This is a genomic window from Mycolicibacterium psychrotolerans (genome assembly GCF_010729305.1).
In the GTDB taxonomy this organism is placed as follows: domain Bacteria; phylum Actinomycetota; class Actinomycetes; order Mycobacteriales; family Mycobacteriaceae; genus Mycobacterium; species Mycobacterium psychrotolerans.
In genome coordinates this window covers 2,469,844-2,482,347 of record NZ_AP022574.1, presented here as the reverse complement: position 1 = coordinate 2,482,347, position 12,504 = coordinate 2,469,844, and the positions used below count along the sequence as shown (strand labels likewise).

Annotated in this window: 12 protein-coding genes; 4 read left to right on the top strand and 8 right to left on the bottom strand. The window is 68.8% G+C overall.

Features of this window, described 5'->3' with window-relative positions:
- Window positions 1-135 precede the first annotated feature (135 nt).
- Window positions 136-438, top strand: coding sequence for a hypothetical protein (locus tag G6N45_RS12280; protein ID WP_163722585.1), 303 nt, complete (start codon window positions 136-138; stop codon window positions 436-438).
- 9 nt (window positions 439-447) lie between these two features.
- On the opposite strand, the gene G6N45_RS12275 is transcribed toward G6N45_RS12280, so the two are convergent.
- From G6N45_RS12275 to G6N45_RS12255, 5 genes are all read right to left on the bottom strand, one after another.
- The gene (locus tag G6N45_RS12275; RefSeq protein ID WP_057148132.1) at window positions 448-648 is read right to left on the bottom strand and encodes a three-helix bundle dimerization domain-containing protein; all 201 of its coding nucleotides are present in this window, start codon (window positions 646-648) and stop codon (window positions 448-450) included.
- Between the two features lie 21 nt (window positions 649-669).
- Window positions 670-906 (bottom strand): hypothetical protein, encoded by a 237-nt coding sequence (locus tag G6N45_RS12270; RefSeq protein WP_163722584.1) that lies wholly within the window; start codon window positions 904-906, stop codon window positions 670-672.
- A 262-nt stretch (window positions 907-1,168) separates the two neighbouring features.
- The gene (locus tag G6N45_RS12265) at window positions 1,169-3,700 is read right to left on the bottom strand and encodes a zinc metalloprotease (protein WP_246228969.1); all 2,532 of its coding nucleotides are present in this window, start codon (window positions 3,698-3,700) and stop codon (window positions 1,169-1,171) included.
- Window positions 3,701-3,742: 42 nt separating this feature from the next.
- The gene (locus tag G6N45_RS12260) at window positions 3,743-4,651 is read right to left on the bottom strand and encodes a peptidoglycan-binding protein (protein WP_246228967.1); all 909 of its coding nucleotides are present in this window, start codon (window positions 4,649-4,651) and stop codon (window positions 3,743-3,745) included.
- A gap of 171 nt (window positions 4,652-4,822) precedes the next feature.
- Entirely contained in the window at window positions 4,823-5,854 is a 1,032-nt protein-coding gene (locus tag G6N45_RS12255; protein WP_163722583.1) for a hypothetical protein, read from the bottom strand.
- 250 nt (window positions 5,855-6,104) lie between these two features.
- Between G6N45_RS12255 and G6N45_RS12250 the strand changes: the two genes are divergently transcribed.
- From G6N45_RS12250 to G6N45_RS12240, 3 genes are read left to right on the top strand one after another with little or no spacing between them, the layout of a single operon-like run.
- On the top strand, window positions 6,105-7,280 hold the full coding sequence (locus tag G6N45_RS12250) for an acyl-CoA dehydrogenase family protein (RefSeq protein ID WP_246228966.1): 1,176 nt from the start codon (window positions 6,105-6,107) through the stop codon (window positions 7,278-7,280).
- Window positions 7,281-7,296: 16 nt separating this feature from the next.
- A complete protein-coding gene (locus G6N45_RS12245) occupies window positions 7,297-8,403 on the top strand; it encodes an acyl-CoA dehydrogenase family protein (RefSeq protein WP_163722582.1) in 1,107 nt (368 codons plus the stop codon).
- A 50-nt stretch (window positions 8,404-8,453) separates the two neighbouring features.
- Entirely contained in the window at window positions 8,454-10,130 is a 1,677-nt protein-coding gene (locus G6N45_RS12240; RefSeq protein ID WP_163722581.1) for an NAD-binding protein, read from the top strand.
- Window positions 10,131-10,168: 38 nt separating this feature from the next.
- On the opposite strand, the gene G6N45_RS12235 is transcribed toward G6N45_RS12240, so the two are convergent.
- The 3 genes from G6N45_RS12235 to G6N45_RS12225 are packed head-to-tail and all read right to left on the bottom strand — an operon-like array spanning window position 10,169 to window position 12,492.
- Window positions 10,169-11,050 carry an LLM class flavin-dependent oxidoreductase gene (locus tag G6N45_RS12235; protein WP_163728289.1) on the bottom strand — a complete coding sequence of 294 codons (882 nt, stop codon included), beginning with the start codon at window positions 11,048-11,050 and terminating at the stop codon, window positions 10,169-10,171.
- Between the two features lie 42 nt (window positions 11,051-11,092).
- Window positions 11,093-11,773 carry a sterol desaturase family protein gene (locus tag G6N45_RS12230; RefSeq protein WP_163722580.1) on the bottom strand — a complete coding sequence of 227 codons (681 nt, stop codon included), beginning with the start codon at window positions 11,771-11,773 and terminating at the stop codon, window positions 11,093-11,095.
- The gene (locus G6N45_RS12225; protein ID WP_163722579.1) at window positions 11,770-12,492 is read right to left on the bottom strand and encodes a FadR/GntR family transcriptional regulator; all 723 of its coding nucleotides are present in this window, start codon (window positions 12,490-12,492) and stop codon (window positions 11,770-11,772) included. Before G6N45_RS12225 ends, G6N45_RS12230 begins: the two co-directional genes overlap by 4 nt.
- Window positions 12,493-12,504: the final 12 nt, after the last annotated feature.

Sequence of the window (12,504 nt, the reverse complement as noted above, 5' to 3'; positions counted from 1 at the left end):
AGTGCCGTTGCTTGCAACGTGGTTAGGCGTGTATCGCTAAAGCTTAAGGGTGGTTTCGGCTGGTCGCCAGCTATGTGCCAGAAGTGTGAAGCGGCAGATTCGAATCCTGCCGGGGGCACCACCTAAATCGGCCGTGTGAGAATCCCGCGACCGGGTCATTACCGTGTCCATGATGACGTCGACGATGCCGGCAACGATGCCCGAGATGCCGCGCGGGTAGCGGACCTGGAGCAAGCGCGGAGCCTGCGCCGGGAACTGGCAGCCGAGCGGCGCCAGGTGATGGACCGCATCGGTAACCGGAGCGACATCATCCGCGACGGTTACAGCACCAGCAGGGTGATCGCCGACATGCACAGAGCCGAGGACGACCTCGCCCGACTCGACGCCATGATCGCCCGTATCGATCAGCGATTCGCTCTCCAGCCCGACGATACGTAGCCGGCCTTTCTAGCCGCCGATCTTCGCGAGCTCCTCGCGGGAGCGCCGTTCGACGAACAGCGGCACGAAGTCACGGAGCGGCCGCCCGTCGAACATCGCGTGGGAGCGGTGCACCACCGTCATGACGGTGTCCGGCTCGACAGCGGGGTAGCACTGTGTCAGCCGCTCCACCACGTGCTGGATAGCCGTCCATTCGCTTGAATCGACCATCTGCGGATGGTCGCACTCCGTTCACCATTCGGCCATATTTCGCAACGCCTCGTCACAATCCCGTTCGAATGAGTCGTACGCCGCACTGATCAGGGCCGCCGTGGCATCGGGGTGCGCACCCGCGACAGCATCGATGAAATGCCAGGTTTGCTCACTGAATTGTGTTGCGCGATCAGCCCTTCGACCCTCGGTGAGGGCGAGGAGGAGGGCACTCTGGAAGGTCTGGTGGGCACCGTAGGCCCGCGCTTCTGCCGGCATCGGCCGACGCTAGTTGCTCGGGGTCATGCCGGCGTGAACGGGCGGTAAGCGATACATGAACGTCAATTCGTCCGTCTGCCGGGACACGGTCCAGTGCGCGGCCCCGCCACGCGATACTGCGCCGTGGTACTTCGGCACCCCATCCCCGGTCTGGACGACGGGGTCGGTGGGTGACGGCCACTGCTACGTATCAATCACGCCGAGTGTTCGCTTTGTGACGCGGAACGCGAGTGGCGACGTCAGAAACCGTACGTTCGGCGCCTCACGGCGTACTTGCCGTGCCCCCGTCCGATGCCGTCCCACCCGACGTCGTCCCACCGGACGTCGTGCCACCGGACGTGGTGTCCCCCGACGTCGCCGTTCCCGTCGACGTCGAGCCCGTCGCCGACGGGTCAACCGTCGCGGTGGGGTCGGACACCACAACGGTCGACGTCGAGCCCGCCGTCGTCGTCGGCGCCGCGGAGGTCGACGGGGCGGCCGTCTCACTCGGTGACGGCGCGGCGCTGGCGCTGGGCTCCGGGGTACCACTGGTCGGCGTCGCCACCGGGGTGGCCGACACACTCGGCGCGGCGCTCGAGGACGGTGCGGCGGGCGCGGATGTCGTGGCCACCGCTGTCGACGTCGCGAACGTGCCGGGTTGATCCTCTTCGACGATGGCCTTGATCTCGTCGGTGTAGGCCTGCAGCTGGGGCTGGATGTCGGCGAGCTTCACCTGACCCGCCTCGATCGACTTCTGGAAGGCGGCGACCCGCGTCCACACCTCGTCGATCTTCGCCATCGCCCCGGCCGAGAGCGGCTCGTCGACGGTGATGAACAGCTGCTGCGCCAGCGCGTAGGTCAGGCAGTTGATGCAGTCGTAGCTCAACGCGCCCGCGAGGTTCTGCGGCGTGGCCACGTTGTCGTTGGTGTCGTCGTTGTCGATGACGAACACCACCTGGTAGGCCACCGCCACCGCACCGCAATTCCGGCACGACGCATAGGCTTCCGCGTCGTTGATGTTCTCGGCGTAGTTCTCGTCGGTCTCCCACACCAGCGCGAAGGCGGCCTCGTAGACCACGGTGTTGTTCCGGGTGTTGACCGCCAGCGCCTGGTTGTCGCCGGGGCCCGGGGTGAGCGGCTTGTCGACGGGGAACACCCAGCCCTTGTCGGCCACTGTCGTGGCGCCGGTCGATGCGCCACCGCTGCGCAGGATCCGGGGGATCAGCACGACCATCAGCCGCGGCTGACCCGCCTTCGGCAGGGACGTGCGGGTGTCCCACATCACCTGCATCACGCCGCGTTGCCCCGGCGCGATCGTCCGGCTCGCGGCGACGGGCCGCGTCCCCTCCGTCCGCTGCAGCGGCTTCTCATGCGCCAGGCGTTCCATGCCCAGCGCGTAGGCGATGTCACCGACGGTGCCCCGCTCCCACGGCTGGATCGGCCGGTAGTTCGACTCCCCCGGCCACCACGCGTAGGCGATCCCACTCGCGAGCACGGCACCGGCCAACATGACCAGCACCCGCATCACCGGCTTGCCGGCCGTGGTCTTCCACGCGCTCAGCGCGGTCTGCCGGCCGAACCGGACGAGCATGTAGAGCACGCCGGCCACCGGGATGACGATCGCCACGATGGCCAGGACACGGGCGACGACCTGGATGAAGTCGCCGTCGGCCCACGAATTGGTGAGCACGTCGCTCTGCGTCCCCAGGGCCGACCATGCGGAGCCGAGCAGGCGGGGCAGCGCGAGGATCGCGCCGGCGATCGCCGACAGCAGCATCGGAACCACCACCAGCACCCAGACCGTGACGAGGATGCGGGCCCACGGCTTGAGCATCCGCGCGTGCGGATCGCCCCAGCGCCACGGCAACAGCCCGAGCAGGGTCGGCTTGATCCGCGAGTACAGGTCCGGGACACCGGTCAGGTCGGCGAGCACGTGATAGCCGTCGAACCGCACCATCGGCGCGAGCTGGCGCAGCATCTGCAGGATCTGCGTTGCGACCACGAGCAGGAGGGCGTCGTACTTGAGCCACCACCACAGGCCGGCGATCGCCACCGCGACGATCGCGTTGAAGTAGAGCCCGCCGAGGTCGGTGCGCACCCGGGCCCGACGACCGAGGCGGTAGGTGTCGGTCACGTCGGTGTAGAAGGCCGGCCAGACGAGGTAGACCCCGAACCCCATGGCACCCGGTGTGGCACCGCCGTAGCGCGCCGCCGCGGCGTGCCCGAATTCGTGAAACCCCGCGGACAGGATCGTCACCACGAAGACGAGGATCAGCAGCCCGGGTCGTTCGAAAGCGTCGTAGGCGGCGTGGGCCAGACCCTTGCGGAAGAACACCCACCAGCACACGACCGCGAACACCGCGAGCATCGGAACGACCATCCACGGCCGGAACAGGAACCGGAACGGGTCGGTGAGCCGGCGGGTGCGGTCGGGTTCGGTCACTGCATAGCGAAACCGCAAGCCGAGCAAAGGGTTCCGCTTCTTTGTCGCCGGCTGGCCGCCGTCGGGCAGCACCAGCAGGCCCAGTGGCCGCAACTGCTTGTCGACAAGGTGACGGATGTTGTCCTCGGAGACCGTGCGCCCGGTCGCCTCGGACACCGCGGCCGCGACCATCTCCGGGGTGCGGGCGCCGTCGATTTCGCGCAGGATCGCGTAGAGCAGCGGGGTGAGCTGGATCGTCTGCCCGTCGGCGCGGCGGACCAGGGAGGGCGGGACCTTGTAGCCCGATCCCGCCATCTCCCCGATCAGCTCGACGCCGTCGGCCCGCTTCAGCACCTCCTGCGGAGGCGCCGACCCCTCGCTCGTCACGGTCACCTAGAACACTCCTCGATCGTCGAACCGCGTCAGCGCGTGCCGTCAGGCAGCGGAGCTGGTGCCACCGCTGGTGCCGGACGTGCCGCTCGAGGTCGTACCGCTCGAGGTCGTACCGCTCGAGGTCGTGCCGCTCGAGGTCGTGCCGTCGGCCGTGTTACTCGTGCCGCCCTGCGCGATGCTCGAGGTCTGGTCGGAGTCGGCAGTCGCGTGGACGTCGTTCATCGTCTGCGTGATGGTGGCGTCCTGGATCGACACGGCGTCCGCCGTGGAATCGATCGAGCCGATGTTGGCCGCGACGCCCGCATTGATCGGCGCCGCCACGTTCGCGTTGGCCGCGACCGCGCCGGCGATCGGCGCCGCCAGGTCGGCGTTCAGGTCGACGTTCACGTCGACGTTCAGAAGCGCGCCGTCGGAGAAGGTTCCGGTGCCGGTGTCGACGGTGGCTCCGGTGTCGGTGCCCGTGCCGGTGCCCGGGTCGGTGCCGGTGTCCGTACCGGGGTTGGTCACCGTCCCGGTCGACGTGTCGCCGGCCTGATCGATACCGCTGTCCTGGACGGAGGTGGCGTCGGCGGTCACGTTGTCCATCGTCTGCATGATCACGACGCCGCCGTCGGCGGAGTGCGTGACGGTGGCGTCGGCACCCGAGCCGTAGGTCAGCACGTTGGCGCCGGCGCCGGCCTGAATCGGCGCGGCGACGTTGAGGTTGGCGGCCGCGGACAGGTCGATCGGCGAGGCGGCGTCGATACCGACGTTGATGTCGGCGTTCACGTCGATGATCGACACGACCTCCTTGTCCGGTAGCGCGATGCCGACCTCTGCCTGCAGCTCTTCAGGGGTCAGTCCTTGATTAGCCATGGTTCCTTCTCCTGCGTTCGGCCGCGGTCCCGCTTCCGTGCTGCGGGGCCATCCATTCGTGGGCTTGAATGCTCTATTGACAGCGATGTCAAACACGATTCTCAGAAATTCTCAGGCTGGTTAGGTTTGCTACACATCGCTGGCCGCGGCCATGGATTCGAGAGTGCGCTGCTTAAACGCTTCTCATCAAGGTCAAAAGATTAGCCGGGCCGGTCCAAAAAATTGTTCCCGCAATCACGGGGCAACGTGATCACGGGCGGTCCCGGATCACCGCCGTCGTTCCACCCTCGCGCCACGGCCCCTGTCTGCCCGTTCAGCCAGGCGTTTGCCGGCCGACGTCGCGTCGGCCCGTTCGGTCCGAGACGCCCGGGCACCGCGGACGTGGCGCACGCCCGCGGTCTCGGTGTGCCTGTCGCGCCGCTGAGGCGTCGCGGCGTCGACGTCCCGTTTCGCCGACGTGCGCTGGGGGCGCGAGTCCTCGATCGCGGTGGCGACGTGCTGCAGTCCCGTGCGCACCGTCTGGCCCACCACGGAGACGGCCGCGTGAACATGGCCGGCAGCCGTGCGCACCCCCGCGGCCGCCGCCAGGCCGAGGTTCCCAGAGACGGCGAGCTCACTGGCGAACGCATCCGGAACGTCGAACACCGCGGACAAGACGTGGTTGAACGCCGGGAAGATCACAGCGCCAACGACATTGAGGGACTCCACCACCACAACCTGCAGCACGCCGTCAGGGTGTGCGGTCGGCGCCGGGTCGGCGACGATCGGCGCGTTCAACGCGGTGAAGGTGTCCTCGCGGGCGGTCTGCAGCGCGTCGACGATGCCCGGTAATCCGCCGGCCGTCGCGGGCAGCACGTCGAGCAGACCCACCACACCCACCTCGAGCGCATTGAGCGCGCGGGGCGCGACCCGCGAACCGTCGGCGACGATGGCCGCCTGCGCGGCCTCGTTGGTCGGCCCGGTCACCGATGCCGCGGCAGCGCCGATGGCGTGCAGCAGGTCGCTGGACGGCAAGGCACTCAAGAACGTCACGGGCACGCGCAGGATCGTCGTGCCTGCGGTGACGGCCGTGTCGACGACCAGCGGGCAGATGATCGCGCAGTAGCGGACCTGATTGATCAGCACGCTGGCGAGCAGACCGCCCGGCGGCACGGCCGCGGCCGTCAACGTGACCTCGCGAGTGACCGGAGGCGGCGATTGCGCCGCGGACGCCGGCGGCCCCATCACCACGGCGGCGGCGGACACCACAGATAGCCCTGCGGTGGCGATCGCGGTCTGAAGTGCTGTGGGTGACTTCATCGTGGCCCCCTACATCGACGCTGATGTAGGGGGCACGATTCCGCGCCCCGATCGGTTCACCGCCCGCGGAGCGGAGCTATGCCCCCAGCTGCCGATCGATCGCGGCGAACTGATCCTGGCCGTCTGGACACCTGGTGAGGCTACGCCGCAAACTGACGCACGGGGCAATAACATGCATCGCGCGATGGCATACTCCGCACCCGCAGCAGCCCTGGCCAACCAAGTGGTTAGTCTGCATGCAGGTCCATCGATGGAGCAGGAGGCCGCCATGCTGGCACTGACACCCGAGGAAGCCGCCTTTCGCGACGAGCTTCGCACCTTCTACACGACCGAGATTCCGGCCGAGATCCGGGAACGCAGCCGAGCGGGCACGGAGATCAGCAAGGACGACATCGTCACGGCGCACAAGATCCTCAACGACCACGGCCTCGCGGTGCCCAGCTGGCCGGTCGAGTGGGGCGGCAAGGACTGGACGCCGACCCAGCACCAGATCTGGCTCGACGAGATGCAGTTGGCCTGTGTTCCCGAGCCGCTGAACTTCAACGCCAAGATGGTCGGGCCGGTGATCGCCGAGTTCGGCTCCCAGGCCGTCAAGGAGCGCTTCCTGCCGCCGACCGCCTCGCTCGACATCTGGTGGTGCCAGGGCTTCTCCGAACCCGAGGCCGGCTCCGACCTCGCGTCGCTGCGCACCACAGCGCTGCGGGACGGCGACAGCTACGTGGTCAACGGGCAGAAGACGTGGACGACGCTGGGCCAGTACGCGGACTGGATCTTCTGCCTGGTCCGCACCGACCCCAACGCCCCGAAGAAGCAGGCCGGTATCTCGTTTCTGCTGATCAACCTCGACACCCCGGGCATCACCATGCGGCCGATCAAACTGGTCGACGGCAGCGTCGAGGTGAACGAGGTGTTCTTCGAAGACGTCCGGGTGCCCGCCGAGAACCTGGTCGGCGAGGAGAACCAGGGTTGGTCGTACGCGAAGTTCCTGCTGGGCAACGAGCGCACCGGCATCGCCCAGGTCGGTCGCACCAAGGTGCGCCTCGCCGAGGTCAAGGAGCGGGCCAAGGCCAACGGCCTTCTCGAGGATCCGTTGTTCGCCGCCCGCCTGGCCGAGGCCGAAAACGACGTGCTCGCACTGGAACTGACGCAGATGCGGGTCACCTCGGGGTCGAAGGGCGGCAAGCCCAACCCGGCGTCCTCGGTGCTGAAACTGCGCGGCAGCCAGCTGCAGCAGCTCGCCACCGAGCTGATGATGGAGGTGGCCGGCCCCGACATCCTGCCGTTCCCGAACGGCGCCGAGATCGCGTCGCCGGAGTGGGCGCAACACAGCGCGCCGCGCTACCTCAACTATCGCAAGACCTCGATCTACGGCGGCAGCAACGAGGTGCAGCGCACGATCATCTCGTCGACCATCCTCGGACTGTAGAGACAAGGCGGACATCATGGACTTCCAACTCAGCGAAGAACAGACGCTGCTGCGCGACACGACGCGCGAGATGCTCACGCGCGCCTACGATCCCGAGAGCAGGCTCAAGGCCCTCGACACCGAGCTCGGCTGGAGTCGTGAGGTGTGGGGCCAGCTGGCCGAGGTCGGGGTGCTCGGACTCGGATTCGACGAGGACGCCGGCGGTCAGATCGAGATCCACGCCGTGCTCACCGAGGCCGGTCGGCGGCTGGCGCCGGAGCCGGTGCTGCACGCCGCGCTCGGACCCGGCGCGGTGATCGCCGAGTCGGGCAGCGCCGAGCAGCGCGCGATCCTCGACGAGGTCGCCGCAGGCGAGCGCCTGCTGGCCTTCGCCCACTACGAGCCGGGGATGCGGCGGCCGACCACCACGGTGTCGACAACCGCTGCACGCCAGGGTGCTTCGTGGACCGTCAGCGGCCGCAAGAATCCCGTCCTGGCCGGCGACTCCGCCGACACCCTGGTGGTCACTGCGGCACTGCCCGACGGTGGCACCGGGCTGTTCCTGGTCGACGCCGGCGCGATGCAGCGCCGGGCCTACCGCACCTTCGACGGTCAGCGGGGTGCCGAGATCGATCTCGACGCGGCAGCCGCGGAGCCGCTCGGGGAGGCGGCGGACGCATCGGCCGCGATCGAGCGCGCGCTCGTGCGGATCACGTCCGGCCTGTGTTCGGAGGCCCTCGGCGCGATGGAAGAGGCGCTGCGGCTGACCACGGAGTACCTCACCCAGCGCAAGCAGTTCGGCGTCACGCTCAACAAGTTCCAGACGTTGACCCAGCGCGCCGCCGACATGTACGTCTCGCTCGAACTGGCACGGAGCATGGCGCTGTACGCGGCGATGTCGATCGCCGACGGCGACCTGGACCCGACCATCGCCGCGCGGGCCAAGCTGCAGATCGGCCGCTCCGGCAGACACATCAGCCAGGAGGCCATCCAGCTCCACGGCGGTATCGGCGTCACCGCGGAGTACCCGGTGGGCCACTACGCCGCGCGGCTGACGGCGATCGAGCAGACGCTCGGCTCGTCGCAGGACCATCTGCACACCCTCGTGGGTCAACTCGGCGGATACGAGGTCGTCACGATCTGAAGTCGGGGTTTCAGCCTGCCCGTCGCGGCGACATTGCGTAGCCTGCTGCAATGGTCGGCCACATCATCGTCAGCGGTGCCGACGCGCTGGCGGTGCGCATCGCCGCGGAGTTGCGCAGCGCCGGCGCCACGGTCACGGTGATCGACCGTGCCGATCAGCTGTCCTCAGCCGGCCTCGCCACGGCGGCGTCGGTGGTGTGCGCCGGGGCCGACGACGCCGCGAATCTCGAGATGGCCCTTCTGGCACGTCGTCTCAGTGCGACCGTGCGGGTGGTGACCCGACTGGCCAACGGTGTGCTGCGGGAGGCGATGGCGGCCGGGCACGGACCGGGCGCCGTCCTCGACGTCGCCGATCTGGCCGCGCCGTCGGTCGTCGAGGCCTGCTTGCAGCGCACCACGCATTCCATCGCCGCAGGCGACCTTCGGTTCGTCGTGTCGGGGGCTGACACGCCGCGGTCGGGCACGTTGCGCGACGTCTACGGCGATCTGGCGCCGGTGGCCGTCGTGCGCGGCGCGCAGTCGCCGACACCCGGTGAGATGGTGGCCTGCCCCGGCCGCGATCTGCACGTCGACGAAGGTGACTGGGTCGCCGTGATCGGCACCGAGGACGAACTGGCCGCCGACGGCCCGGTGGCCGGCGCGCGAGCGGCGGGGTCGCACCGCTCGCCGCTGACCCGAATCGGCAACGCGGCGCGCGCCTTCCACGAGGACGTGAACCCCAACTTCTACCGGGCGCTGTCGGCGTCGCTGGGCCTGCTCCTCAGTTCCACCATTCTGCTGTGGCTCACCTACGACAAGCCGGGCATGAGTTTCGTCGACGCCCTCTACTTCTCGACCGAGACGATCGCGACCGTCGGTTACGGCGACTTCAGCTTCAGCGGCCAAGCGACCTGGCTACGGCTGTTCAGCATCGTGCTGATGTTCGCGGGCATCACCACCACCGCCGTGCTGGTGGCCTTCATCGCCGACGTGCTGCTCTCACGGCGTCTGGCGTACTCGGCGGGACGGCGCAAGGTGCGCGAACTGCAGGACCACATGATCGTGGTGGGGCTGGGCTCCTTCGGCGTCCGGGTCGCCTCGGACCTCAAGGCCGCCGGCCACGACGTCGCCGTGATCGAACTGAACGACGAGAATCGCTACCTCTCCGCGGCCATCGAACTGGGGATTCCGGTGATCTTCGGCGACGCGACGTTGCGGTCGACGCTGGAGGCGGCGCGCATCGACGACGCGGTGGCGGTGGCCGTGCTGACCGACGACGACATGGTCAACATCGAGACGGCGATCGTGTCCCGCGAACGGTCCAAGGACCGGCACGTGGAGGTGCCGGTGGTCCTGCGGGTGTTCGACCGCGCCCTGGGTTCGGCGGTGGCCCACCGGTTCCGGTTCGAGAATGTGCTCTCCACCGTGGATCTGGCGGCGCCGTGGTTCATCGGCGCGGCACTCGGGCTGACCGTGTTCGGCACTTTCTCGGTGGGTCAGGCGTCCTTCATGGTGGGTGGCGTGCGGGTCGGAGCGAGAAGCGAACTGGACGGGATCCGGATGGCCGAATTGTCCACGCAGACCCGGGTCATCGAGATCGTCGGCCGCGACGGCACCCGGGAGCTGCACCCGCGCCGTGATTCTCAGCTGCACGCCGGTGATATCGCGTATCTGGTGGGTCCGTACCGCGAGCTGCTCGACACGCTGCGCAAGGGGCAGGGCAGCAGCGCTGCGACAGCGATGAACTGAGGTCGGCCCCGGCGCTGAGCTGAGGCGGTGCGCCGCCGTCACACCAGGTCGGCGACCACCTCGGCGACTCGGCGCACCTGGTCGAGATCGCTGCTCGTCGGGATCAGGTGGATCTCGTCGGTTCCGATGTCGGCGAACCGGGCCAGCACCGCACGCAAGTCGTCCTGGGTGCCGGCCCACCCCGTCGTCGGTGCCATCGCGTCGACGATCTCCGCCGGAATCCAGTTCATGTAGCGCAGCAGGTGACGGTGCACCTGCTCGCGCGGCGCGCTGCCCTCGCCGACGGCGAACCAGAAGGAGGTCGCCAGGTGCGGCGCAGTCCTGCCCGCCGCACGCCATGCGTCACGCGCCACGTCGAACAGCTCGTTCTGGGCAGCGGCGTCGAGGTCCAGGGTGATGCCCGCCAGTCCGTCGGCCCAGCTCGCCGAGCTGCGGACCGTCTTGGGACCCGTTGTGCCGACCAATAATTCGGGGCCGCCGTGCTGCACCGGCGGCGGCCCGACCGGGAGCGTCGACTCCGTGACCTTCTCCCCCGCCCACACCCGTCGCATCACCGCGACGCGATCGGCCATCTCCCGCATGGTCTGGGTCGCCGGGTCGGCGCCCACGGCACGATAGTCCTCGTGCCGGCCGCCGACACCGATACCAACGGTCAGCCGACCGCCGCTGAGCATGTCGCCGGTGGCCATCGCCTTGGCCAGCATCACCGGGTCATGCAGTTGGGGAATGACCACGGTGGTGACCAGCCGCACCCGGTCCGTCCACGCGGCCAGAGCGCCCAGCAGCGTCAGGCTCTCGGGGTTGTCGAACGCGATCCGCTCACCCCAGCACAGCGACGAGAACGGACCGTCGTCGATCAACCGCGCCCAGTCGCGCAGTGTCGCGCGGTCCAGGTCGGGTTCCATCACCGGCATCGTCATCCCGATTCGCACGTGGCGATTCTGACATGCCGGCGGGTGGCGTCAGGAGGGCTGCCCGTGCAGGTTCTTGGCGGTGGGTGATGTGGCCACCGCGCCCGCATCCGGATAGGTGCCCAACACACGGTCGGCGGTGCCCGCGCTGGTGACGGTGAACCAGTAGTGCTCGTTCTTGAAGTGGTGCTGGCGATGGTTGCGCCAGATCGCCCGGTAGGCCGCCGTTTTGGGCTTGTAGTCGCTGTGCACGAGGTAGTGGCACCACTCGTAGCACAGGCCCAGCACCGCCAAGTTGGTCAGGAACGTGAGGCCCGGTCCGGGGCGGGGGAAGGCGAGCACCGCGACAGCGACCGCGACGGGAAGCACCCAGAGCAGCGCCTGCCACGGGATGAAGATCAGCGCGACATCACGCGGATCGACATGGTGCTCGCGGTGTTTGCGCGCCAACAGAGGGTCGACACGTAGCGCCCCGATCTGGCGCGGCCGCCAGTGCAGGATGCACACGTGCACCGCCCATTCGAAGAACGGGAACGCGGCGAGCATCACGACCGGCACCGCGACGTCGGCCCACGTCCAGTCCCCCAACATGATTCGCACGCCTGCGGCGACGACCAGTGTCGCGCCGATCATCCAGGGCGTGGGGTGCCGGCCGAACTCGCGCGCGGCGTCGCCGAGTGTGACGTGTCGGCGCCCCGAACGGGTGGGCAGCGGTCGGTTGGTGGTGGTCATCGGCTCTCCTCCAGTTCGTTCAGCGCCGTCAGCAACGCGGTGGTCGCGGGCTCCAACAGACGGTGGGCGTTGTCGCGGGCAGCGGTCGCGTCCCCGGACACGACCGCCTCGGCCAGGGCCCGGTAGGCGTCCACCTGGCCGACCTCGCCGGTCATCACCGCGGCGAGGGCGGGCAGCGCGGGCTCGTAGGTGGCGCGCAGCGTGTTGAACATCAGCCGGAAGGCGATGGAGTCGGCGCCGTCGACGACGTGGTCCCAGAAGTCGAGCGCATACCGTTGCGCCGCAACGGGATCGACTTCCTCCGCCAAGGCTCGCACCGCAGCCTCGAGGGCTTCACGCGCGTCGGGGCCGTGGCGTTGGGCGGCCAGTTCGGCCACCTTGGGACCGTTGTGCAGTCGGGTCTCGAGAATGCTGCGGACCACCGCGAGATCGAGCTCGCCGCCGCGCATCAGCAGTTGCGGCAGGAGGTCCAGCCCGGCGGTGCGCCGGAAGTCCCGAACCGTCGTCGAGCCGCCCTGTCGGACCTCGACCAGCCCCGCGGCCGCCAACCTCTTGAGCGCCTCGCGGATCGCCGGCCGTGACACGCCCAACACCTCGGCCAAGCGCCGCTCGCTGGGCAGCGTCTCACCGGGCCGCATCTCCCCGCTGAGCACATCGGACATCACCTGGTCGAACACGTCCTCGGGTACCGAGCGTCGGTGCACCGGTCGCAGAGCCATGCCTCCACCATG